Annotated in this window: 21 protein-coding genes and 2 tRNA genes; 12 read left to right on the forward strand and 11 right to left on the reverse strand. The window is 54.2% G+C overall.

All coding sequences use genetic code 11. The features are described from left to right. The first annotated feature begins 14 nt into the window (after nucleotides 1-14). Entirely contained in the window at nucleotides 15-443 is a 429-nt protein-coding gene (locus tag SIB88_RS07005; protein ID WP_068519566.1) for a universal stress protein, read from the forward strand. A gap of 94 nt (nucleotides 444-537) precedes the next feature. Here the strand turns inward: SIB88_RS07005 and SIB88_RS07010 are convergent, their stop codons facing one another. Then, nucleotides 538-858 carry a hypothetical protein gene (locus SIB88_RS07010; protein ID WP_101245747.1) on the reverse strand — a complete coding sequence of 107 codons (321 nt, stop codon included), beginning with the start codon at nucleotides 856-858 and terminating at the stop codon, nucleotides 538-540. A 329-nt stretch (nucleotides 859-1,187) separates the two neighbouring features. On the opposite strand from SIB88_RS07010, the gene SIB88_RS07015 reads away from it, so the two are divergent. Both SIB88_RS07015 and SIB88_RS07020 read left to right on the forward strand, forming a co-directional pair. After that, on the forward strand, nucleotides 1,188-2,060 hold the full coding sequence (locus SIB88_RS07015; protein ID WP_068519568.1) for a formylglycine-generating enzyme family protein: 873 nt from the start codon (nucleotides 1,188-1,190) through the stop codon (nucleotides 2,058-2,060). Nucleotides 2,061-2,249: 189 nt separating this feature from the next. After that, entirely contained in the window at nucleotides 2,250-2,990 is a 741-nt protein-coding gene (locus SIB88_RS07020) for a DUF6969 family protein (protein ID WP_206927011.1), read from the forward strand. Nucleotides 2,991-3,091: 101 nt separating this feature from the next. Here the strand turns inward: SIB88_RS07020 and SIB88_RS07025 are convergent, their stop codons facing one another. Further along, a complete protein-coding gene (locus SIB88_RS07025) occupies nucleotides 3,092-3,490 on the reverse strand; it encodes a c-type cytochrome (RefSeq protein ID WP_082817864.1) in 399 nt (132 codons plus the stop codon). A gap of 433 nt (nucleotides 3,491-3,923) precedes the next feature. Here SIB88_RS07025 and SIB88_RS07030 point away from each other — a divergent pair, with 433 nt between their 5' ends. Further along, the gene (locus SIB88_RS07030; RefSeq protein WP_068519570.1) at nucleotides 3,924-5,060 is read left to right on the forward strand and encodes a DUF2336 domain-containing protein; all 1,137 of its coding nucleotides are present in this window, start codon (nucleotides 3,924-3,926) and stop codon (nucleotides 5,058-5,060) included. 152 nt (nucleotides 5,061-5,212) lie between these two features. Here the strand turns inward: SIB88_RS07030 and SIB88_RS07035 are convergent, their stop codons facing one another. From SIB88_RS07035 to SIB88_RS07060, 6 genes are all read right to left on the reverse strand, one after another. Further along, a complete protein-coding gene (locus SIB88_RS07035; protein ID WP_068519571.1) occupies nucleotides 5,213-6,604 on the reverse strand; it encodes a TRAP transporter large permease in 1,392 nt (463 codons plus the stop codon). Nucleotides 6,605-6,626: 22 nt separating this feature from the next. After that, on the reverse strand, nucleotides 6,627-7,211 hold the full coding sequence (locus SIB88_RS07040; protein ID WP_068519572.1) for a TRAP transporter small permease subunit: 585 nt from the start codon (nucleotides 7,209-7,211) through the stop codon (nucleotides 6,627-6,629). A 110-nt stretch (nucleotides 7,212-7,321) separates the two neighbouring features. Then, entirely contained in the window at nucleotides 7,322-8,383 is a 1,062-nt protein-coding gene (locus tag SIB88_RS07045) for a TRAP transporter substrate-binding protein (protein ID WP_068519573.1), read from the reverse strand. A 599-nt stretch (nucleotides 8,384-8,982) separates the two neighbouring features. Beyond that, a tRNA-Pro gene (locus SIB88_RS07050) sits at nucleotides 8,983-9,059 on the reverse strand. Between the two features lie 221 nt (nucleotides 9,060-9,280). Further along, nucleotides 9,281-9,357: transfer RNA gene (locus tag SIB88_RS07055), tRNA-Pro, on the reverse strand. Between the two features lie 99 nt (nucleotides 9,358-9,456). Continuing rightward, entirely contained in the window at nucleotides 9,457-10,467 is a 1,011-nt protein-coding gene (locus SIB88_RS07060) for a polyprenyl synthetase family protein (RefSeq protein WP_412557714.1), read from the reverse strand. Nucleotides 10,468-10,749: 282 nt separating this feature from the next. Between SIB88_RS07060 and SIB88_RS07065 the strand changes: the two genes are divergently transcribed. Beyond that, nucleotides 10,750-11,010, forward strand: a complete 261-nt coding sequence (locus SIB88_RS07065) for a DUF2007 domain-containing protein (protein ID WP_068519575.1) — start codon at nucleotides 10,750-10,752, stop codon at nucleotides 11,008-11,010. 24 nt (nucleotides 11,011-11,034) lie between these two features. Then, nucleotides 11,035-11,820, forward strand: coding sequence for a tRNA1(Val) (adenine(37)-N6)-methyltransferase (locus tag SIB88_RS07070; RefSeq protein ID WP_068519576.1), 786 nt, complete (start codon nucleotides 11,035-11,037; stop codon nucleotides 11,818-11,820). A 15-nt stretch (nucleotides 11,821-11,835) separates the two neighbouring features. On the opposite strand, the gene SIB88_RS07075 is transcribed toward SIB88_RS07070, so the two are convergent. Beyond that, a complete protein-coding gene (locus SIB88_RS07075) occupies nucleotides 11,836-12,087 on the reverse strand; it encodes a hypothetical protein (protein WP_412557715.1) in 252 nt (83 codons plus the stop codon). Between the two features lie 282 nt (nucleotides 12,088-12,369). Between SIB88_RS07075 and SIB88_RS07080 the strand changes: the two genes are divergently transcribed. From SIB88_RS07080 to ppdK, 3 genes are all read left to right on the forward strand, one after another. Next, entirely contained in the window at nucleotides 12,370-13,260 is an 891-nt protein-coding gene (locus tag SIB88_RS07080; RefSeq protein ID WP_068519578.1) for a glycine--tRNA ligase subunit alpha, read from the forward strand. Nucleotides 13,261-13,263: 3 nt separating this feature from the next. Beyond that, nucleotides 13,264-15,327: a glycine--tRNA ligase subunit beta gene (gene glyS, locus SIB88_RS07085; protein ID WP_287466239.1), complete on the forward strand. Its 2,064-nt coding sequence runs from the start codon at nucleotides 13,264-13,266 to the stop codon at nucleotides 15,325-15,327. Nucleotides 15,328-15,402: 75 nt separating this feature from the next. Next, complete coding sequence (gene ppdK / locus SIB88_RS07090) at nucleotides 15,403-18,069, forward strand: pyruvate, phosphate dikinase (protein WP_412557716.1); 2,667 nt, start codon at nucleotides 15,403-15,405, stop codon at nucleotides 18,067-18,069. A gap of 47 nt (nucleotides 18,070-18,116) precedes the next feature. Here ppdK and SIB88_RS07095 read toward each other — a convergent pair whose 3' ends face one another. Both SIB88_RS07095 and SIB88_RS07100 read right to left on the reverse strand, forming a co-directional pair. After that, nucleotides 18,117-18,794, reverse strand: a complete 678-nt coding sequence (locus SIB88_RS07095; RefSeq protein ID WP_412557717.1) for a hypothetical protein — start codon at nucleotides 18,792-18,794, stop codon at nucleotides 18,117-18,119. 126 nt (nucleotides 18,795-18,920) lie between these two features. Next, entirely contained in the window at nucleotides 18,921-19,835 is a 915-nt protein-coding gene (locus tag SIB88_RS07100; RefSeq protein ID WP_412557718.1) for a YgfZ/GcvT domain-containing protein, read from the reverse strand. Between the two features lie 161 nt (nucleotides 19,836-19,996). On the opposite strand from SIB88_RS07100, the gene SIB88_RS07105 reads away from it, so the two are divergent. From SIB88_RS07105 to SIB88_RS07115, 3 genes are read left to right on the forward strand one after another with little or no spacing between them, the layout of a single operon-like run. Continuing rightward, nucleotides 19,997-21,025 (forward strand): glycosyltransferase, encoded by a 1,029-nt coding sequence (locus SIB88_RS07105; protein ID WP_412557719.1) that lies wholly within the window; start codon nucleotides 19,997-19,999, stop codon nucleotides 21,023-21,025. Between the two features lie 3 nt (nucleotides 21,026-21,028). Then, nucleotides 21,029-22,000, forward strand: a complete 972-nt coding sequence (locus SIB88_RS07110; RefSeq protein WP_412557720.1) for a glycosyltransferase family 9 protein — start codon at nucleotides 21,029-21,031, stop codon at nucleotides 21,998-22,000. Beyond that, on the forward strand, nucleotides 21,993-22,757 hold the full coding sequence (locus tag SIB88_RS07115) for a glycosyltransferase family 2 protein (RefSeq protein ID WP_412557721.1): 765 nt from the start codon (nucleotides 21,993-21,995) through the stop codon (nucleotides 22,755-22,757). Before SIB88_RS07110 ends, SIB88_RS07115 begins: the two co-directional genes overlap by 8 nt. Nucleotides 22,758-22,759 lie beyond the last annotated feature (2 nt).

Consider the following 22,759-nt stretch of genomic DNA (forward strand, 5'->3'; position numbering starts at 1 on the left):
CAGGGAGAATGAACATGTATAAGGATATTCTGGTTACAGTAGACCTTGATCATGAGTCTTCCTGGAAGAAGGCCGTGCCGGTCGCGATCAAGCAGGCGCAAAGCTTTGGCGCGCGTTTGCATGTTCTGACCGTGGTGCCGTCTGTGGGCATGTCCATGGTCGGGCAGTTCTTCCCCAAGGGATATGAAGGCAAGGTTCTTGAAGCCTATAACCAGCGGCTGCATGAATTTGTGTCCGAACATATCCCCTCCGATATCAAGGTTCAGCATATCGTGGGGCAGGGCACCGTTTACGAGGTGATCCTGAAGATGGCCAAGAAAACCAATTGCGATCTGATCGTGATCGGTGCCCATCGTCCGGAACTGAAAGATTATCTGCTTGGGCCGAACGCGGCCCGCGTTGTCCGCCATGCCGATTGTTCGGTGATGGTGGTACGCGACTGATTTCGGCTTTTCCGATCAAAAGCCGGTATGAGCAAAGGGGCGATGCATTGCATCGCCCCTTTGTCTTTGGAAGATCGCCGGGACGCGAAAGGTCTTATTTGGCCGCACACGGGTTGGCGGCACAGGGATTAGCCGCGCACGGATTTTTCGCAGCGCACGGATTTGCTGCACAGGGATTGGCTGCGCACGGGCTGCAGGGATTGACGATTTTTTTCGCAGCACAGGGATTGGCCGCACACGGATTTGCTGCGCACGGGTTCGCCGCACAGGGATTGGCCGTGCAACTTGCCACTTCGGCGGTCGGCGACGGAAGCGGCGCTGCCATTGCCATCGGGGTTGCCATTGCAATGCCGGTGCCCATGGCCAGTGCCGGAAGCAATGCTTTTTTGGCGAAGCTCTGTGATTTCTTGGTCATTATTGCCTCTCTGAAAGGTCCTGTTCGATCAAAGCCCGACGGCGATGCTGCCGATCGGTGCAGGCACTATGGGCCAAAATGGCAGGCGGGCGGCGTCACATGGTTTCACTGTTGTGTGAGAGCTTTGTGTATGGTCAGCGCCCGGCAATTGCCCCGGTTATCGCGATTTCACAATGATTTGGTCGGATAAAACCGGATTTAAATCCTCAAACTGATTGAAAGAACGGTCACTTTTACTCATCTTGATGATAATAAAGACGACAGATCAAAGTCGTCGGGCGGGCTAAAGAAACCGTGAGAACCAAGTTCGATCAGGACGGAATTCGCATATGAGAGTTGGGGACAGTATCGCATCTATTCATAAAATGTGCGCAGCGGCATTTCTGTTGGGGATGATTGCCGCCACACCGGCACAGGCAGATGACGGTGATATACCGTCTGTTGTCGAAATCCCGTCAGGCTGGTTCTGGCAAGGATCGGATTCGGTTGAACGCCAGTATGCCTATCAGATTGACGAGCAGGTCTATGGTCATGATCTGAGCCGGCGCAATCGCTGGTACGATATCGAAGGTGACAAATGGCATGTGCATCTTCTGAGTTATCATATTGCCAAAACGCCGGTGACAAACGATCAGTACGCGGCTTTCATCGAGGATACCGGGCACCCGGCACCGGAAATGACGCGCGACGAATGGAACCGGCAGGGGCTGATCTATAATTTTGACACCATACAGCCATTCCTGTGGTCAAAGGGCAAACCACCCAGAGGGCGCGGCAACCATCCGGTCGTTCTTGTATCCTGGCAGGATGCAGAAGCCTATGTGCAGTGGCTTGGCGAAAAGACCGGCAAAAAGTGGGCCTTGCCCAGTGAGCTTCATTGGGAAAAGGCGGTGCGGGGACCGGAAGGCGCATTTTATCCGTGGGGTAATATTTTTGATCCCGATCGGCTCAATAGCGGTGATCGCGGACCGTTCGATACAATGCCGGTCGGACAGTTCGAACCCGGTCCGTACGGGCTGTATGACGGTGCCGGTCAGGTGTTTGAATGGACATCAACATCGGCCCAGGCTGGCTATCGGCTGGTCAAGGGCGGGTCATGGGATGACCGGGGATGCGGTGTCTGTCGACCGGCGGCGCGGCATGGGCGTCCGGAACATCTCAAACATATCCTGATCGGGTTCCGGGTGATGTATCTGGACTGACAGACTGTCCGGTCCGTATCCCGTGTGCGATGTTTCCATTGTTAAATCAGGCCGTTTTGATGGAACATTGTTGCAAACCAGCATGAAATCACTAACTCTTGATCGGTGTTCATTCGCCCGCGGGCATGAATGCCGATAATTCTGCCTTTGCGGAAATTCTGAGCGGATCGCAAAGATGCTGGTGTTTGTATGACCGATATTGAAATTGACTGGACTTCACTGCCGACGGGCCAACTGGAACGTATGTTGGCTGCCGGTCGCGATGTTATGGAATGCCATCGTGTCTTGACGGCAACCGGCGACAACATTGTTGGTGAACTGATCAAAGGGGCAGGGGCCTTTTATGAATGGTCCCATTACCCCGAAGGCGATGTCTATGATCGCCAGTCACATGCGCAATTCTATTATCATGCCCATCCCAAGGAAGAACGTCGTGAATGGGATGAACATGGTCATTTCCATACATTCATGCGTCCGCGCGGCATGCCCGACCATTGCAAGCCAAAACAGATTGACGGGTTTGAATATCCCGAAGGCCCGAATGACGCATTGTCTCATCTGATCGCTTTTTCGATGGATGAATTCGGTTTTTGTCAGCGGCTGTTTACCACCAATCGCTGGGTAACCGGTGAAGTCTGGTATGATGCAGATGACGTGATCAATATGCTCGACGGGTTTCTGATCGATCATGCCCAGCCGTCCTGGCCGGTGAACCGGTGGGTATCGGGGATGATGGTGCTGTTCCGCCCGCAAATCGAAGAATTGATCCGCAAACGCGACATTGCAGTTGCCAGCTGGCAGGAAGCCCACCCTGATCGCGATGTTTACGAAGACCGCGAACTTGAAGTCACATCGACGGAAAATGTCACCGTTGTTGATCAGATCCGCGCGATCGGTGATGAGTTGGGAAGACGGCGCAAGGCGGCATAATTGCGGCGTTCCAATTTCTGATCGAGAAAACAAAATGGCCGGCTGCATGTATTTGCGCCGGCCATGTTCATATGAAGTCGCGGGATGGTCCTGAACCGGAATTACTTGGTTTTCAGGAATTCGATGATATCGGCAACGTCTTCATCTTTTTTGAGTTTGAACGCCATTTTCGAACGTTCCTTGGAACCGGCAATCTCGCTGAGTTTCGCAGACGGGTCTTTGAGGTAGTCGGTCAGGAATGCTTCGTCGGCAACAAAGCCCTTCTCGCAGGCGGCCAGATAACCGCGCCCGTATTTGTAGCCCTCAACAGTGCCGCATTCGCGTCCGACTGCCCCGGCAAGACTTGGCCCAACCTTGTTCACGCCGGCTTCAATGCTGTGGCAGGCAGCGCAGCGTTTGAACAGTTTCTCGCCATTTGCGGCATCCCCGGCCATTGCTGGCGCGGTTGCGAGGATGACCAGAGAACTGGCGACAAAAGACAGTTTGCGCAAATAGGTCATTGTGGATCTCTCTCTTGGTTCTTTTGACGATCGGTACAATCTGTTTTCGGACTACCATTTCGCAGGGAAAACGCAAGGTCAACACGGCAGAACGTCACTGGAAAAAATTGCCATGTCATCCGGTATTGGAAAATCTCACTGAGACTTACCATATCTGATAAGTCAGGGATTTGAGTTTCATCAATTAATCAGGATGAATTTACGGTATTTCCTGATACGTCGGGTTGGCGCATATGGTTTGTTTTTCACAGGCCAAATTGTACGGCAGAACGCGGTTGTGAAGGTTTCAGTTGAACAATGAAAACTGCAGGATGTTTGAAAATCAGCAACTTGTCGTCCGCACGGGGAAAATATGTTTGTCGATTTAGTGCCAAAAGTATAATCTGCTTGTGTGAATTGGCAGCCAGTTGAGAAGCGTGCCAGGAGATATCTATTGCCACGTATCACAAAAGACGATCTGAACAAGCTGGTTCAGGACCCTTCGGGGGATAACCGCGCTGAGACAGCCGATAAGATTAGCCGTGAATTTTCCACGGATACACTCTCGGAGAGTGAACGTGTTCTGGCTGAAGATATCTTTCGACTGATGATCCGCGATGCCGAGATCCGCGTGCGCAAGGCGCTTGCGAAGAACTTGGCCCAGACCCCGCTTGTTCCCCATGATGTGGCCGCAACGCTTGCCCGTGATGTGGATGAGGTTGCGCTTCCGGTTCTTGAGTTTTCCGAAGTTCTGAACGACGAAGACCTGGTCGATATCATTGGTGACAATGCCGACAGTGTCGAAAAGCAGCGCGCCATTGCATCGCGTGCCTATGTTTCGGAAATTGTATCTGCGACCCTTGTCGATATCGGTCATGAAGACGTGATGGTCGATCTGATGTCAAACCAGGGTGCAGAAATCAGCGAAGTTTCCCTGCAAAAAGTCGTCAATGATTTTGGCGACAATGAACGCATCCAGAAACCGATGATCGAACGCAATCACTTGCCCATTACCATTGCCGAACGGCTGGTGACGCTGGTGTCCGAACGGATGCGTTCGCAACTGATTTCGCGCGGGCATATCCCCGAAGGGATCGTTAACGCGGTCATGACCCAGTCACAGGAAAGCGCGACAATCGGGCTTCTGGGCGATGGTGTCGAAGATCGCGACGTCGAATTGCTTGTCGAACATCTTTATACCAACAATCGTTTGACCAGCGGATTGATCCTGCGCGCTCTTTGCATGGGTGATGTGTCCTTCTTCGAAGCGGCGCTGGCCAAGCGCGCCGGGGTGTCGCTGATCAATACGCGCATTCTTATTCATGATAGCGGGCCGTTTGGTCTTGAGGCGATCTATAACAAGGCCAAGCTGCCTGAACATTTCTTCCCGGGTGTCCGGGCCGCGATTGAAGTCGCGCGCGAAACCACCTTTGATGGCGGAGAACAGGACAAGGAACGCTATTCGCGCCGGATGATCGAACGGGTTCTGACCCAGTATGGCGATCTTGGTGTCGAATTCGATTCAGATGACGTCGATTATCTGATGGGCCGGATGTTGCAATTGCCAAGTGAACGGGCAATGCATACCTGATTGTTTTGCTGCTGAATTGCCGGAAATTTGACAAAACCGCCCGATCCATGATCCGGGCGGTTTTGTTTTGTGCGATCCCGGTCGGGGGGCAGGCAGCAAAAAAGGCGCTGTGTGATGCACAGCGCCTTTTTGATGTGATCGGATGTTAGTGGTTATTCAAGGAACGTGTTTGGCATCCACAATGCCAGTTCCGGGAAATACATAACCAGAAGCAATCCAAGAACCTGAAGCAGAACAAAGGGAATGATGCCTTTGTAGATCTGCTGGATCGAGATTGATTTCGGCGCCACACCTTTAAGATAGAACAGGGCAAACCCGAAGGGTGGCGTCAGGAAGCTTGTTTGCAGGTTGACGGCGACCAGAACTGCGAACCATGTCAGCACCTGTGCATGGGTGGCATCAACACCACCGATATCAAGATGATGACCGAAATCAAGCTGGGCAATAACCGGGGCAAAGATCGGCAGAACGATCAGGGTGATTTCGACCCAGTCAAAGAAGAAGCCAAGAATGAAGACAATCAGCATCAGCAAAAGCAGAATGCCCCACGGTCCAAGTCCCGCACCTTCGACAAGGTCAATCACCAGATCATCCCCGCCAAGCGAGCGGAAGACATAGGAAAAGACCGTTGCACCGGCAAACAGGAAGAACAGCATCGCACCGGTCAGGGCAGAGCGTTCGCAGACATCCTTAAGGACCGGCCATTTCAGACGCCCCTTGACCAGGGCCAGGAAGGTTGCACCAACGGCGCCGACACCGGCCGCCTCGGTCGGGGTGGCAAACCCGGCAAAGATCGATCCCAGAACCAGAACAATCAGGAAGACTGGCGGCAGGAAGCTGCGCAGCATCATCTTGACCAGATCCATGCCGTGAACCGCTTCGCCTTCGGGCAGGGGCGGCGCAAGGGACGGATTGATCTGGCAGCGAACAAAGATATACAGCGTATAAAGACTTGCCAGAAGCAGGCCCGGGATGATCGCGGCCAGGAACAGGTTGCCGACCGAAACCGACAACAGATCGGACATCAGAACCAGCATGATCGATGGCGGGATCAGAATGCCCAGTGTGCCGGATGCGGCAATCGTACCGGTGGCCAGCGACGGGTCATAATTGCGTCGCATCATGACCGGCAGGGCCAGAAGCGTCATCATGACAACCGATGCGCCGATAATGCCGGTGGTGGCAGCCATGATGGTGCCCATCAGGGTGACAGACAATGCAAGACCGCCCGGAACTTTCCGCAGCAGCATGTTGAGGCATTCCAGAAGGTCTTCTGCAACGCCACTTTTTTCCAGCATCGTGCCCATATAGATGAACATCGGCACCGCAACCATCACCATGTTTTCGGAGATGCCGCCCCAGATGCGTGAAACGATATTGAAAAATTCAATAAACGAGAAAATGTCATAGGCCATGCCAAGGAAGCCAAAGGCAATCCCGATGCCCGAAATGACAAATGCGACCGGAAGTCCCGTGAAAACAAGAATGCCCAACGAGGCAAACATGAACAGCGGAAACCAGTCTTCGATATAGAAGTTACCCATTTTGGATGTATCCCTGTTCCGCTTAGTCTTCGACTTTGGCGATATCGCCAAGGTCTGCGTGATGAGTACCGACATAATAGCCGGCACGCTTGTGCAGGTCGGTCGGACCAAAGACAAAAACGAAGCATTTCAGGAAGATGGAAATGCCCGCCATGGCAAGAAGGCCAAAGCCGATCGGAATGGTGGACTTGATAATCCAGCGATGGGTCAATCCGGTCGCAGCGGCCGAAACCTCGTGGCTGTCATAGGACCGGGCAACAAAATCAAAACCGAAATAGATAACCAGTGCACAAAACGGCAAGACACACAAAATGCCGCCGATCATTTCAATGATGGCGCGCGTGCGCGGGCGCAGATTGTCACGAATAAGTTCGATGCGAACGTGGGAATCACGAACATAACCATATCCAAAGCACAGCATGAACAGGCCGGTATGCAGGTGCCATTCAAGTTCTTGCAGCTTGATGGAGCCCTGACCGCCGAACTTGCGCTGGATCACGTCATAGATGATGACGAACATCAGTGGAATGGCAAGCAGGGAAGCGAGCTTTCCCGCGCGGGTAACAACATTGTCCATGCTGTCACTGATTTTTAGTAGCGCTTCCATAGAAGTCTCCCGGGTCTTTTTTTCGCGGTCAAGGCCGGGGGCACCTGGCACCCGGCCTTGCCGAGACTTGTTCTTATTGACTGCATTAGCAGTCAGTCAGACCTGTCGGATTAGTCGAGATAACCGATGTCTTTCCAGATTTTGTAGTTCGCACGGAACTCCTGGAGGCTCTCATAGGCCATTTTGAAGTCAGCATCATCAGCCGAAAGTTCGGCCGCAACTTCTTCCCATGCTCCGCGCATCGCGCCCAGCATTTCAGGGGACCATTTCTTGATGTTGACGCCTTTTTCCTGCAGCTCTTTCAGAGCCGCGAACTGAATGGCTTCACCTTCGGCAAAACCGTAAGCCAAGTTGTCGTTACAAACGGCTTCGATCTGTGCCTGCTGGGTTTTGTCCAGTGCGTCCCACTTTTCCTTGTTCATCATCAGATCAAAGAAGGTCGACTGCTGATGCCAGCCCGGGAAGTAGTAATATTTCGCGACCTGGTGGAAGCCGAGCTTAAGGTCAATTGCCGGCATCGAGAATTCGGTGGCATCAATGGTGCCAAGTTCAAGGGCCGGGTAAATGTCACCTGCTGACAAAAGCTGGGTGGAAACGCCAAGCTTTTCCATGACCTTTGCGCCAAGGCCGAAGAAGCGCATTTTCAGACCTTTAAGGTCTTCAACCGTGTTGATTTCCTTGGAGAACCAACCGGATGCTTCCGGTGCGATCAGGCCGCAGAACAGCGACTTGATGCCATGTTCGGCATACAGCTTGTCAAAGATTTCCTGACCGCCGCCAAACTTGACCCAGGCCAGGTATTCACCAGCCTGCGGACCGAACGGAACCGAGCCAAACAGCTGCAGTGCCGGAACTTTACCTGCCCAGTAGCCCGGTGTGGAGAATGCGGCATCAATCGAGCCGGTCGAAACGGCGTCGAAAACTTCAAGTGCCGGCACAAGTGCGCCCGGCTCATAGAATTTGATTTTGATGTTGCCACCGGAAACTTCGTCGATCTTGTCGTCGACGCGCTTACCGAGCGTACCAAGCTGGGTCAGGCTGCCCGGATAGGTCGAGCCCATTTTCCAGCGAACACGCTCCTGAGCATTTGCATCAGACGGCGCCACAGAAAATGCAGCTGCAGCAAGAACAGCGGCACAGGTTGCCGACTTGAGCAATTTAGAAAAAGTCATTCGTCTTCCTCCCTAAGAAGTCCGAAATTGGTAATACCACGTGAGGTCGACTACCGCCTTTTGCTTTTATTATTGGGCGGTTTTCTCCCCGATCTTTATGTTGCAGGGCGAAGCATAAGCGTATTTCGCAAGTATGGGCAAGTTTGTTTAGCCCGTTGCGCAAGAAAATATCTTTCCGTTCGGGCAAAAAAGAACTTGCATTACTATTCAAAAGTAGGAATTGCGCACTGAAATGCCGATTTCATCCGGCTTTTGGGGGTGGTGTGGTTAGAATCCTTATAAACTACATAGTTTTTGCCATTCCGCCGAATTTAATAGGGCGGAGTCGGCTTTTTGCCAGATGGAATCGGGGATGCCGATTTTGGCCGGGCAGGGAATAACTTGTTGCGGGGTGGGCACAGCTACCGGAATGGATAGTGGTTTGGGGGGGGGCTGCATCATGAAACCGCTTGGGCCATTGCATCTGCAACACCGTCAAAGGGGGATGGCACACATCATCGACCAGCCGGATGGGAAGGGACCGATCATCATGAAGTTTCAGGGATGAAAACACCGGAAATAAAAACGGGCGATCTTTCAATGAAAGACCGCCCGACTGATGGTCGGAGCGAGAGGATTCGAACCTCCGACCCCTGCCTCCCGAAGACAGTGCTCTACCAGGCTGAGCTACGCTCCGTCAGTGGGCGGAGGTTTAGCCCGTCTTTCGGCGCGGATCAAGCATAATCCGGCTGTTTCGGGTGAAAAAATTCGTCGAAATCTGATGTTTCAGCACCCGGTTGCCCGAAAGCGATAAAGATCACCTCTGGGCTGGGGCGAACCGGGGTGAAAGCTGCCGATCGCGGCGGGTAAAACGCAAAAGGCCCCGAAACGCCAAAACGTTTCGGGGCCTTTGAATGATGGTCGGAGCGAGAGGATTCGAACCTCCGACCCCTGCCTCCCGAAGACAGTGCTCTACCAGGCTGAGCTACGCTCCGTCATTCTGCGAAGCCGGGTGATACTGGTTTATGAAGCATGACGCAAGATATTTTTACGACAAACTTCAACGACCCCGGCATGCGTTTGGGGTATGGCCGTTAATAAGGGCGGGAAATACAGAACTCTACCGCTTCGATCATTGCATCCTTGATCGCGCCATCTTCAAAACGGGCAAGTGTATCAATCGCCATCTGGCCGTATTCGCGGGCCCGGTCCATGGACGCATCAAGGGCATCATGTTTGCGAATAAGGGTCTGCGCCCGGTCAAGGTCGCCGTCTTTGAAATCCTGATCTTCCATGCAGCGGCGCCAGAATGCTTTTTCTTCATCATCGCCCTTTGCATAGGAAATAATGACCGGCAGCGTCACCTTGCCATCGCGGAAATCATCGCCGACGGTTTTGCCAAGGGTTGCCTGATGGGCCGAATAATCCAGAACATCGTCAATCAGCTGGAATGCCGTGCCAAGATAAATGCCATAAAGGCGCAGGGCTTCTTCGTCTTCGGCGGACCGGTTGGCAATCACCGCGCCAATTTGTGACGCCGCGCCAAACAGGGCCGCGGTTTTGGCCGTGATGACTTCAAGATAGGCTTCTTCGGTCGTGCCCATGTCGTTTGCCGTCGACAGCTGAAGCACTTCGCCCTCGGCAATGACAGCCGATGCCTGTGCCAGAATATCAAGAACGCGCAGCGATCCGGTTTTGACCATGACCACAAAGGCGCGCGCAAACAGGAAATCCCCGACCAGAACGCTTGCTTCGTTGCCAAACAGGGCATTTGCCGATGCCTGACCCCGGCGCAGCTGGCTTTCATCGACCACATCATCATGCAAAAGCGTTGCGGTATGGATGAATTCGACACATGCGGCAAGATCAACCGCATGCGGGCCGTCGCCATATCCGCACAACCGGGCTGCGGCCAGTGTCAGCATCGGACGCATACGCTTGCCGCCGGCTGCAACCAGATGGGTTGCCAATTGCGGAATCAGGGCGACTTCGCTGTGCATGTTGTCGATGATCACCTGATTGACACGCTTCATATCGGCGTCGACAAGGTTGATCAGTGAATCAAGGCTCGGCTGAGTCTTAGGCTGCGGTGCGGTATTGGTCACGCTGTATTCCGACTATCTCAATGGCATCTTCGCTGCCTGCTTTGGGCGAAGATCGCAAATAACACCAGGCGGCCTCAACATAGATAGGCCAAGGCACCATGGTCAAGTGGACAAATCGTATCGGGTGATCTGGATTTCTCCCGATAAATTGCGGTTTTGCCGACAGAATTTTGAAATCTCTGTCTGCAAGCCCCTACATTATATTACATATAGTCTGTTCTTGTCGTTCCGATCCAAAGGTGCAGGAGGCAGGCAACATCAAAGTTTCAGGGGAAATGCCAGATGATTGAACTCTTTCGCAGCAATGATCCGATCGAACTGAGCTGGGCGCAATCGGTCTTGGCGGACGAAGGAATCACAAGCCATATCTTTGACTATCATGCCAGCATCATCGAAGGATCGATTGGTGCACTTCCCCGCCGGTTGATGGTGGATGGCGAAGCCGAAAGCCGGGCGAAATACATTCTCGATATTGCCAGACGCGATCTGGATGCGCATAACGCTGCGACCAATTCATCCTCCGACGCCCTGGCATCGGAATAACACAGCAGGCAGGACCTTGATCCGATGGCAAGCGCAGTGGCAGCAATAGACGTCCCTGATTTTCCGGAAGCACGCATCAGTCATGATTATCTGCTGGGTGGGGCGGTGACGTTGAAACAGCCGGTTGACGGCTATCGCGCGGCAGTCGATGCGGTGTTGCTGGCGGCTTCTGTTTCGATCAATTCCAGGCGGGATGAAAAAATTCTGGATGTCGGGGCGGCAGTGGGGTCCGCCGGGCTTTGTGTTGCCAAGCGGCTTGAGGATGCAAAGGTTACCGGGGTCGAACTTCAGGATGACCTTTACGCCCTGTTTTGCCGCAACGTCGTGGAAAATGAACTGGCGGGCCGGGTCAACCCGGTTCACGGTGATATCAATGATGCCAGCTTGCCGCTTGTCGCGGAAAGCTTCGATCAGGTGATTTCAAATCCGCCCTATTATGCCGGGGGCACGCGACCTGCCAATGAAAGCCGCGCGACCGCCCATCAGGAAGGCAGTGCCGATCTGAAAGACTGGATCGGCTTTTGCCTTAAGATGGTTCGGCAAAAGGGCCGCATCACCCTTGTGCATCGTGCGGATCATCTGGACCGTATCATCGGGCTTTTGCATGGTCGGGCCGGTGACATGACAGTTTACCCGATCTGGTCCAAGGCCGATTCAGATGCACCTTTGCGTGTGATTGTATCGGCCAGAAAGGGAGTGGCATCCCCGCTTTGCATGCGGCGCGGGATTGTTCTGCATGATGCCGCGGGGGCATATTTGCCCGAAACCGATATACTTTTGCGCAATCCGTTGCCATTGCCCGGTTTCTAAATCGCGCAGAGTTCCCTATAAGTGCGACATGGCTGTGGCCTGTGTCACGGAAATTTGGGTGCTTTGGGACCGGATATGCTGAGCTTTTCGAAAATAATCTTCACTGCCTTGGTCATTGTTGTCGTCTGGCAAGGTTTCAAGCTGCTTAACCGTGCCAAGCAGGTCCCGACCAAGGATCAGCCCAAGCAAACCCGCGCTCAGAAAAACCAACAGTCCGCGCCCGCCGCGCAGGAAATGGAAAAATGCCCTGATTGTGGTGTTTACCATGCCGAGGGTTCAGCCCATCGCTGCGATGCCTGAGTCTGATATTCTTGCCCGTAAATAAAAGCGTTCCGGGCTACGACTTCGGGTGAAATTGCGCGAATTTTGCTTGGAAATCCGGATCGGATCGTTGATCTATGTTGCTGCGATGCGGCATAAGAAGGCCGGTCCGGATGCAAGGGTTGCAAATTCAGCGTGTCTCAGGGCTTTTGCGTTCTTGACCGCGAGGGGGCAGGGCGGTAGCTTGCCGCTCTAATTTATAGGCAACAGTAATAGAGAGTTCGCGCCATGGCGCTCGACGGGTCGCAACGTCCCCCTTCATTCCAGGAAATCATTCTTCGACTGCAAAGCTATTGGGCTGATCAGGGATGTGTCATCCTTCAGCCATATGACTTGGAAGTCGGTGCCGGTACCTTCCATACCGCGACAACCCTGCGCGCGCTTGGTCCGGAAAGCTGGAATGTGGCTTATGTGCAGCCATGTCGTCGCCCGACCGATGGTCGTTATGGCGAGAACCCCAACCGTTTGCAGCATTACTACCAGTTCCAGGTTCTGCTGAAACCGTCGCCCAGCAATTCGCAGGATCTGTATCTCGGATCGCTGAAACATCTGGGCATTGATCCGATGGCCCATGATATCCGTTTTGTCGAGGATGACTGGGAAAGCCCGACCCTTGGGGCATGGGGTCTTGGCTGGGAAGTCTGGCTTGACGGTATGGAAGTCACCCAGTTCACCTATTTCCAGCAGGTTGGCGGTTTTGAATGTAATCCGGTTCCGGTCGAGCTGACCTATGGACTGGAACGTCTGGCGATGTATATCCAGGGCGTCGAAAACGTTTATGACCTTGATTATAACGGTCAGGGCGTGACCTATGGCGAAGTGTTCCTTCAGAACGAAGTTGAACAATCGACCTATAACTTTGAAGTTGCGAACACCGATATGTTGTTCCAGCACTTCAAGGATGCGCAGGCCGAGTGTGCGGTGAATATCGAACGCGGTCTGGCGCTTCCGGCCTATGAACAGGCCATGAAAGCAAGCCATCTCTTTAACCTTCTTGATGCGCGCGGCGTGATTTCGGTTACCGAACGTGCGGCCTATATCGGTCGTGTTCGTGACATGTCGAAATCCTGTTGCGAGGCGTGGCTGCGGTCGCGCGGCCATCTGAAAGAGGAGGCATAAGTTATGGCCGAGTTGCTGCTTGAACTGTTTTCCGAAGAAATCCCGGCCCGTATGCAGGCCCGTGCAAGCGAAGACCTGTCGAAACTGGTGACGGATGGTCTGAAGGCCGCCGACCTTGCATTCGATAATGTCGAGGCACTTGTGACCCCGCGTCGTCTGGCGCTGATCATTGACGGTTTGCCGGAAAAGCAGCCTGACCTGCGCGAAGAACGCCGCGGTCCGCGTGCCGATGCCCCGGAAAAGGCCATCAGCGGGTTCCTTGCCGGCAACGGCGTGACCCTTGAACAGTGCGAAAAGCGCGAAACGCCCAAGGGTGTCTTCCTGTTTGCAATTGTCGAGCAGAAAGGCCGCCCGGCATCCGAGGTGATCAAGGACATCATCGAAGATGCGATGAACAAACTGCCATGGCCGAAATCCATGCGCTGGGCTGATCAGAAAGTCCGCTGGGTTCGTCAGCTTGACCGTATCCTGTGCCTGTTTGACGGCAAGGTGATCCCGGTAACCTATGGTCCGGTAACCGCTGGTGACAGCACACGTGGTCATCGCTTCCTGGCGCCGGCGGAATTCAGCGTTGCCAATGCTGCGGAATATAAGGAAAAACTGCGCGCGGCCAAGGTCATGATTGACCGCGAAGAGCGCAAGCAGGTTATCCTTGAAGGTGCCAAAAAACTGGCCGCTGCCGAAGGATATGAGCTTCTTGAAGATAATGGTCTTCTTGAAGAGGTTTGTGGTCTGGTTGAATGGCCGGTTCCGGTCATGGGCAAGGTTGACGACCAGTTCATGGACATCCCGCGCGAGGTTCTGGAAACGTCGATGCGTGAACATCAGAAATATTTCGTTGTTGAAGACAAGGACGGCAAACTTGCCGCGCGCTTCATCACGATTTCCAACATGGTGACTGCCGACAACAACGCCAAAATCATCGCCGGTAACGAGCGTGTTCTGCGTGCGCGTCTGCATGATGCCAAATTCTTCTGGGATCAGGATCGGAAGGTGACGCTGCAATCGCGTCTGCCGAAACTTGATAACATCGTCTTCCACGCCAAGCTTGGTTCACTTGCCGAACGCGTATTGCGTTTGCGGGGCCTTGCGCGTGAACTGTCTGCCGACATTCCGAATTGCGATGTCAAACTGGCAGACCGTGCGGCAGAAATCGGCAAGGCCGATCTGGTGTCGCAGATGGTGTTCGAATTCACCGAACTTCAGGGACTGATGGGTAAATACTACGCCGAAAATGACGGCGAAGCCCCGGAAGTCGCCAATGCCATTGCAGAACATTATGCACCTGCCGGCCCGTCGGATAGCTGTCCGACCGCCCCGGTTTCGGTCGCGGTGGCACTGGCAGAGAAGCTCGATACCCTTGCCGGGTTCTTTACCATCGATGAAAAGCCGACCGGTTCAAAAGACCCGTTTGCGCTTCGTCGTGCGGCACTGGGTGTCATCCGTCTGGTTCTGGAAAACGGTTTGCGTTTGCCGCTGCGTCGCGCATTTGCATTTGCCGTCTCCCAGTATCCGGCAGCCATTCGTCGTGACGAGGCGGTCGAAGACCTTCTGGCCTTCTTTGCAGACCGCCTGAAAGTCCATCTGCGTGAACAGGGTGTGCGCCATGATCTGGTCTCAGCCGTGTTTGCACTGGATGGCGAGGACGATCTTGTCCGCCTGCTGGCCCGTGTTGAAGCGCTTTCCGATTTTGTCTCTGGTGAAAGCGGCGTCAACCTTATGGCCGGCTACAAGCGCGCGTCCAACATCCTGCGCATCGAAGAGAAAAAGGACAATACGTCCTATGATGCGGACGTTTCCGCATCTCTTCTGCGCGAGGAAGAAGAACGCAAGCTGTATGAGGCGCTCATTGATGTCCGGCATAAGGCCCTGCCACTTCTGCGTGACGAGGATTATGCCGCGGCTATGGCCGAATTTGCGCGGTTGCGTGAACCGGTCGATGCATTCTTCGAAAAGGTCACGGTAAATAGTGACAATGCAGACGAGCGCGCCAACCGGCTTAAGCTGTTGGCGCAAATTCGCACTGCGTTGCATGACATTGCCGACTTCTCGAAGATCGAATCGTAAATAGGTCAAGGTTGCGGGGCTTTCCCCATCCGGGGAGGCCCAAAAGGGGCCTTGACCAGATGAGGAAAAGGCAAGATGACCAAATGGGTGTACGGTTTCGGTGGCGGTAGCGCCGAAGGCCGTTCGGATATGCGTGAACTTCTGGGCGGCAAGGGCGCGAACCTTGCCGAGATGAGCAATCTCGGACTTCCTGTTCCGCCCGGCTTTACCATTACAACCGAAGTTTGCACGGCGTTTTATGACAATGACCGTGCCTACCCGGATGGTCTTGATGCCGAAGTGGAAAATGCGCTGGCCGCTGTTGAAAAGCTGGTCGGGCGCAAATTTGGCGATGCCAAGGACCCGCTTCTTGTTTCCGTGCGTTCCGGTGCCCGTGCTTCGATGCCGGGCATGATGGACACGGTTCTTAACCTTGGTCTGAATGACGAAACCGTTGAAGGCCTTGCGACCGTTTCCGGCGACCGTCGCTTTGCCTATGACAGCTACCGCCGTTTCATTCAGATGTATGGTGACGTCGTTCTGGGCGTCGACCATTACCATTTCGAAGAAATCCTTGAAATTCACAAGGAAGACAAGGGCTATTCCCTTGATACCGAAATGGGTGCCGATGACTGGGCCGAAGTCGTTGGACAATTCAAAAAGAAAGTCCAAAGCGAACTCGACGCCCCATTCCCGCAGGACCCGCGCGAACAGCTTTGGGGCGCAATCGGCGCCGTATTTGGCAGCTGGATGAATGCACGCGCCAACACCTATCGCCGTTTGCACAACATCCCGGCAAGCTGGGGGACCGCTGTCAACGTTCAGGCCATGGTCTTTGGCAATATGGGCGATGATTGCGCGACCGGTGTTTGCTTCTCGCGCAACCCATCGACCGGCGAAAACCGGTTCTATGGTGAATATCTGATCAATGCGCAGGGCGAAGATGTGGTTGCGGGTATCCGTACCCCCGCACCGCTGACCAAGATTGAACGCGAAGAATCCGGTTCTGATCTGACATCGATGGAAGAAGCCCTGCCGGGTGTGTTCGCCGAACTTTGCGATATCCGTGACAAGCTTGAATCCCATTACCGCGACATGCAGGACATGGAATTCACTGTTGAATCGGGCAAGCTTTACATGCTTCAGACCCGTGCGGGTAAGCGCACCGCCAAGGCTGCCCTTCGTATCGCGGTTGAGATGTGCCGCGATGGCGTGATTTCCCAGGAAGACGCATTGCGCCGTGTCGATCCGGCACAGCTTGATCAGTTGCTGCATCCGACCCTTGATCCGGATGCGGAACGCAAGGTTGTCGGCATGGGCCTTCCGGCATCGCCGGGGGCCGCATCCGGTCAGATCGTGTTTTCTGCCGAGGCAGCCGAAGAATGGGTTTCGAACAAAGGCCGCAAGGTTATTCTGGTGCGTATTGAAACCAGCCCCGAAGATATCGCGGGCATGCATGCAGCCGAAGGCATCCTGACATCGCGCGGTGGCATGACCAGTCACGCCGCCGTTGTGGCACGCGGGATGGGAACGCCGTGCGTTTGTGGTGCTGGCGCGATCAAGATTGATTATGCCAACAAAACCATGATTTCCGGTGGTGTGACTCTTAAGGAAGGGGACGTCATTACCCTTGATGGCAGCACCGGCGAAGTCATGCTGGGCGAGGTCGCAACTCTGAAACCCGACCTTTCGGGCGATTTTTCCCAGTTGATGGAATGGGCAGACGCCGTGCGCCGCCTGAAAGTCCGTACCAATGCCGAAACCCCCGATGACGCGGAAACCGCACGCGGGTTCGGGGCTGAGGGCATTGGTCTTTGCCGTACCGAACATATGTTCTTTGACCCGGCCCGTATCATTTCAATGCGTGAGATGATCCTGGCGGAGACAGAACAGGGTCGTCGTACCGCACTTGATAAACTTCTGCCTTACCAGCGGCAGGACTTCATTGATCTGTTCCGGATCATGAAGGGGCTTCCGGTGACGATCCGTCTGCTCGATCCGCCGCTTCATGAATTCTTGCCTCATGGCGATGCCGAAATCGCCGAGGTGGCAAATGCCGCCGGTGTCTCTGAGGCCATCGTTAAGCGTCGCTTGCTTGATCTTGCCGAAGCCAACCCGATGCTGGGGCATCGTGGTTGCCGTCTTGGCATCAGTTATCCGGAAATCTATGAGATGCAGGCGCGCGCGATCTTTGAAGCCGCGATCGAAGTTTCCAAGGATGGCGGTGATCCGGTGATCCCGGAAATCATGATCCCGCTGATTGTCGGCAAAAAGGAACTCGAAATCCTCAAAGCTGCCATCATCAGGGTTGCGGCCGATGTCGAAACCGAAAAGTCGGCAAAGCTGAACTTCCTTGTGGGCACCATGATTGAACTGCCGCGCGCAGCCCTGCGTGCCGGTGAAATCGCCGAAGAAGCCGAATTCTTCAGCTTTGGCACCAACGATTTGACCCAGACGACCTTTGGTCTGTCACGTGATGATGCATCGCGTTTCCTTGATACCTATATCGCCAAGGATATCTTTGCAGGTGACCCGTTCGTATCCCTTGATCAGGAAGGCGTTGGCGAACTGGTCGGGCTTGCAGCAGAACGTGGTCGTGCGACCCGGGGTGACATCAAGCTTGGCATCTGCGGGGAGCATGGTGGTGATCCGTCATCCATCGCGTTCTGCGAGGCACAGGGGCTTGATTACGTATCCTGTTCGCCATACCGCGTGCCGATTGCACGCCTGGCAGCAGCACAGGCGGCCCTTGGTCGCAAATAGGCGCGATCGGGACTGACTTCACACGGCGGCAGGGAAACTTGCCGCCGTTATTTATGACCGGTTTCTGAATCCGGGTCGTTGCGGTGGGCGATGTGTTTCATGATCAGCATCCCGCCAACCGACAGCCCGAGAAGCAGCAGCACAATACCGCCGATCTTGAACATTTTTTCGTACAGGGCCGCGCGGTGGAATTCTTCTTCCTGCAAATAGGTCATGCGTTCGATGACCTCGTTCATATGCGCGCGGTACCGGGTTTCGGGTTTAAGCGTGCTTTCATAGCGCACGGCACGCAGCAACATGTTCAGGCGCTCAACCGCATCGAAATAGTTTTCCTCTGTCATCCGCGCCTGTGCCAGGGTTGGCTTCAGTGGTGGCTGTTCATGCGGGCCAAGAAAGTGACCGGGATAATTTTTCAGATCCGGCCATTCATGATCAATGCAGTCGCGAACCGTGGTCACGATTGCACCACACGGCACGATCTTTTGCGGATAGAATCGCAACAGAACGCCTTGGGCCATCTGTTTGATCTCATTGCCCTTACGGTTATAGATCTGTGTGATGGTGGCAAGTTCGGCGGTGGTTTCGTCGATTGACATATCCGGAACCGGCTTGTCGCTGATGCCCGGCGGCATTTGCTGTTCCAATGCAATGCTTGGCGATGTCGCCATGACGCAAAGCGCAGAAAACAATGCGATCAAAAGCGGGGCTGCGTGACGCAGTTTCATTCCGGTTACCTGTTTTGTTCCGGCCTTAACATAGGGGTTATTACCCCTTTCGAACAGGTTTGAAAACAAAACGGGCCCCGAATTCGGGGCCCGGTTGCAAAATTTTGCGATCACGTGATGGGTGGATTATGCCACGGTTTCGGGCAGTTTGACCCAGCCCGGAACATGAACCGTGATTTTTGCATCGCCGGCAACAAGGTCGGCATCATCGCTAACCCGTTCCAGACGGATCAGGGCAAGACCGCCATTTCCGTGCACAGACCGAATGGTTCCAGCTTCCTTGTCACCGTTCATGATGATGGTTCCGGCTTCCGGTGCCGGGCCCTCAACCGAGATCGGCAGCAGGCGCTTGCGCACAAGGCCGCGATATTTGGTGCGCGCTGTCAGTTCCTGGCCCATATAGCAGCCTTTTTTGAAATCAACCCCGCCCAGCTCCTCAAAGCCGTTTTCAAGCAGGATGGATTTTTCGATCTCAAGTTCTTCGCTGCCATTGGGCAGGCCAAGAGACACGCGAAGCTGATGATAGGATTCTTCATCGCTTTCCGATGCGCCGATTGCTGCCATTTCAGCCAGCTCATTCTTGGGCAGCAAGATGCGGGCCCCCATTGCGCTCAGGCGCGGGTCAACAACCTTGATGCCATTGGCAATGCGTCCGGTCGTACCCGGTGTCGTGTCGGTAAACAGGTTCGCAAGGGCATCTTTGCCGAAAACGGCGATAACGTCGTAACTGTCGGTGACATCGGTCAGTTCGACCTTTGCACGCAGTTTGTACGTGCGCAGTTTCTTGAACAGTTCGGCGGCGCGTTCGCCATTTTGACCGCGTTCGCATTCCAGAAGAAGGCTTTCCTCATCCTGTTGATAGACAAAGAAATCAAACAGGAATTTCCCCTGCGGTGTCAGCAGCGCGCCATATCCCGATTTGGTGGCAGAAACGGTTTCGACATTGTTTGACACCAGCCCTTGCAGAAAGCTGACGCGGTCCGGTCCGCTCACGCGGATGACGGCGCGATCACTCAGAACGGCGTAAAAAGACTCACTCATAATCGTATTGGCTCCGATCTGTCGGATTTGTTTGGGCGAAATGTGGGGCAATCAGCTAAATTTCGCAAGGGTAGACTGCGGGGATAAAGCCCGCACGATCTGCAAGAAAACCCTTCATAAAACGCCTGTGAGCAGATAGAACCAAACTTATGAAAATCTTGATGCTTGATCATTCAATCGGCTTTGATCCCAAGGATCGCGAAGCCCGCCCGCTGGGAACCTGCCAACGTGCTTTCATTGCGCTGGCCGAGGCCCTTGTTGCCCGTGGTCACAAGGTCGAAGCGCGCCGCAATGGCGGCATCGACAAGGATGCAAGCGGTGTAGCATGGCGACAACTTGATGCCGAATTGCCGCCCTTTGGTGGCGATGCGGCCAATACTGTTATTGTCTGGCGCGATCCTGCTTTGCTCAGCCATCCTTCGGTACCGGCAAATGCCACGGTTGTTCTGTGGTTTGACTGTGATCCGGCGCGACTGAATGCGGATGAAGTGCGATTGGTGCTTCAGGAAAAGAAAGTACAGGTCATCTTTACCGATGATGCCCAGGCCAAATCATTTGATGCGGACCTTGCCAAAAAGCCGATCGTGGTGAAACCGGGCGCAACAGCTGCTTTCACCATGGCGTCGAACATGCATTGGGCTTTTGAATCGCGCGATGAACTGGCGGTGACGGTTGCCAATACCAAAACCGGTATTGCCCAGATCATTCGTATCTGGGATGCCTATGTCGCGCCCAAGGCACCGAATGCGATCCTTGAAGTGTATGCCTATGACCTGTTTACGGCGATGGCAGGCGAGAATGATGATGTTTCCGATGACATCCTTGATCTGGTCCGCGGTGCCATTGACAAGGGTGTGCGGGTTTATCATCCCAAGCCCGAAGCCGACATGGCCGAAACGGTTGCGAATGCGCGTGCGTTCCTCCATCACGGCAAATACGGCACCGACAATGTCGGACAATGGATCGTTGACGCGCTTGGCGCGGCAACGCCGGTTGTTTCCTATGGCGGGATTGCCCGAAACCGGATCGAGGACGGCAAGACCGGCTATATCGTTCCGGACGAAGCCGCATACGGAAATATAACAGCCCAGCTTCTGACCGACCGCGCATTCTTTGCCAACCAGTCCGAAGCTGCGCGCAATGATCGCCGCGAATGGATCCATGTTGCAGGCGAGCTGGAGAAACTTTAAGCCGTGCGTCTTCTGTTTATCACGTCCAACCGTCTTGGTGACGCGGTGCTGTCGACTTCTGTCCTGCGCCATTATGTCGAAACCTTTCCCGGTATTCGCGTAACGGTCGCGTGTGGCCCGGTCGCCGCTCCCATCTTCAAGGCCGTTCCGAACCTTGAGCGCATCATCGAAATGCCCAAGCAAAAACGCGGCGGGCACTGGTGGAAGCTCTGGAAATCGGTTGTTCTGAACTGGTGGGATGTGATTGTCGATTTGCGCGGCAGTGCCACGGCCTATGTGTTGCCAGGGTGGAAGCGGGTGGTGCAAAAAGGCAATGATGACAATTTGCATCGGCTTGAGCAACTTGGTGCGCTGATTGATGTCACTCCGCCGCCTTTGCCAAAAATCTGGATCGATCAGGAAAGCCGGGACCGTGCCGACGCGTTGCTTGGCAATATCAAAGGTTCGCTCTTGATTGTCGGGCCGACCTCGAACTGGGTTGGCAAGACCTGGCACAAGGAACGTTTCATCGAAACGGTTGCGACCCTGACCGGGAAGGGGGCTGTACTTGAAGACGCCCATGTTATGGTGGTTGGTGCACCCAATGAACGCGAAATGGCAGAGGAAGTCATCAGTTCCATTCCAGATGGACGGTGTTCGGAAATTTTTGGAACGGAAAGCCTGTTGACCGTCATGGCCTGTCTGGAGCGTGCCGATCTGTATCTCGGGAATGATTCGGGCCTTATGCATATGGCTGCGGCGTCCGGATGTCCGACACTGGGATTGTTTGGTCCATCGCGTGATGAACATTATCGTCCATTCGCCGAATGGGGCCGCGCTGTTCGGACAGACTGGTCGTACGACAAGATTATCGAGAACCGCACCAGCCGGTTTTCCCAAGAAAACCTGATGGAAACATTGCCGGTCGAAAAGGTTGTCAAAGCCGCAACCCAACTGGTTACCGAACATCGTCTTGCAGGAAAAACCAATGACTGATGCAGCACCGCGTATTTCAGTTGTTCTGTGCGCCCATAACGAGGAAAAGCGTCTTGCAGCCTGTCTGGAAAAGGTCAGCTTTGCCGACGAAATTGTTGTGGTCTGCGACAAATGTACTGACCGAACCGAGGAAATTGCCAAGGAGTTTGGTGCCAAAACTGTTGTTGGCAGTTGGGATATCGAAGGGCATCGTCGTAACAGGGCAATCGAAGAAGCAAGCGGCGACTGGATTTTCGAGCTGGATGCGGACGAACATGTCAACGAGGAGCTGGCCATCGCAATCCGCAAGGCGGTCAATAGCGGCGCTTATGACCGTTATCTGATCCCGGTCGACAACTATGTTGGCAAACGGTTGGTGCGATATGGTTGGGGGGCGTCATTTGGGACGTCTGCGGTGTGGCGACTGTTTCGCAAGGGTCACAAGGTTTGGGGTGATCAGCGAGTGCATCCGGCCATTGATATGACCGGGCGGCAGGGGCCGAAACTGAACGGGGCCTTGGTGCATTTTGTGGATCGCAATATCTCGGACATGATCCGTCGGCTTGATAGCTACACCAATGCACGTGCCGCAGATTTGCGGGCAAGCGGGAATATCGGAACATTCCGTCATAATTTCCGGCGGATTTTTTCGCGCTTCTGGCGCTGTTTCGTATCGCGCAAAGGATACAAGGAAGGCGGGATGGGCTTTTTAATCGCGCTTCTGGCGGCCCTGTTCCCGATGATTTCCTATCTCAAAGCCCGCTATGACGATGAATAACC

The organism is Thalassospira sp. MIT121401 (assembly GCF_047125595.1).
GTDB classification, from domain to species: Bacteria; Pseudomonadota; Alphaproteobacteria; order Rhodospirillales; family Thalassospiraceae; genus Thalassospira; species Thalassospira povalilytica.

Excerpts from the sequence above, each read along its gene's own strand:
- ppdK (WP_412557716.1), top strand. The coding sequence starts at position 15,403 with ATGACCAAATGGGTGTACGGTTTCGGTGGCGGTAGCGCCGAAGGCCGT.
- glyS (WP_287466239.1), top strand. The coding sequence starts at position 13,264 with ATGGCCGAGTTGCTGCTTGAACTGTTTTCCGAAGAAATCCCGGCCCGT.
- SIB88_RS07025 (WP_082817864.1), bottom strand. The coding sequence starts at position 3,490 with ATGACCTATTTGCGCAAACTGTCTTTTGTCGCCAGTTCTCTGGTCATC.
- SIB88_RS07020 (WP_206927011.1), top strand. The coding sequence starts at position 2,250 with ATGACCGATATTGAAATTGACTGGACTTCACTGCCGACGGGCCAACTG.
- SIB88_RS07105 (WP_412557719.1), top strand. The coding sequence starts at position 19,997 with ATGCTTGATCATTCAATCGGCTTTGATCCCAAGGATCGCGAAGCCCGC.
- SIB88_RS07080 (WP_068519578.1), top strand. The coding sequence starts at position 12,370 with ATGGCGCTCGACGGGTCGCAACGTCCCCCTTCATTCCAGGAAATCATT.
- SIB88_RS07005 (WP_068519566.1), top strand. The coding sequence starts at position 15 with ATGTATAAGGATATTCTGGTTACAGTAGACCTTGATCATGAGTCTTCC.
- SIB88_RS07045 (WP_068519573.1), bottom strand. The coding sequence starts at position 8,383 with ATGACTTTTTCTAAATTGCTCAAGTCGGCAACCTGTGCCGCTGTTCTT.
- SIB88_RS07065 (WP_068519575.1), top strand. The coding sequence starts at position 10,750 with ATGATTGAACTCTTTCGCAGCAATGATCCGATCGAACTGAGCTGGGCG.
- SIB88_RS07040 (WP_068519572.1), bottom strand. The coding sequence starts at position 7,211 with ATGGAAGCGCTACTAAAAATCAGTGACAGCATGGACAATGTTGTTACC.
- SIB88_RS07010 (WP_101245747.1), bottom strand. The coding sequence starts at position 858 with ATGACCAAGAAATCACAGAGCTTCGCCAAAAAAGCATTGCTTCCGGCA.
- SIB88_RS07070 (WP_068519576.1), top strand. The coding sequence starts at position 11,035 with ATGGCAAGCGCAGTGGCAGCAATAGACGTCCCTGATTTTCCGGAAGCA.
- SIB88_RS07015 (WP_068519568.1), top strand. The coding sequence starts at position 1,188 with ATGAGAGTTGGGGACAGTATCGCATCTATTCATAAAATGTGCGCAGCG.
- SIB88_RS07100 (WP_412557718.1), bottom strand. The coding sequence starts at position 19,835 with ATGAGTGAGTCTTTTTACGCCGTTCTGAGTGATCGCGCCGTCATCCGC.
- SIB88_RS07035 (WP_068519571.1), bottom strand. The coding sequence starts at position 6,604 with ATGGGTAACTTCTATATCGAAGACTGGTTTCCGCTGTTCATGTTTGCC.
- SIB88_RS07115 (WP_412557721.1), top strand. The coding sequence starts at position 21,993 with ATGACTGATGCAGCACCGCGTATTTCAGTTGTTCTGTGCGCCCATAAC.
- SIB88_RS07075 (WP_412557715.1), bottom strand. The coding sequence starts at position 12,087 with ATGGTAAACACCACAATCAGGGCATTTTTCCATTTCCTGCGCGGCGGG.
- SIB88_RS07095 (WP_412557717.1), bottom strand. The coding sequence starts at position 18,794 with ATGAAACTGCGTCACGCAGCCCCGCTTTTGATCGCATTGTTTTCTGCG.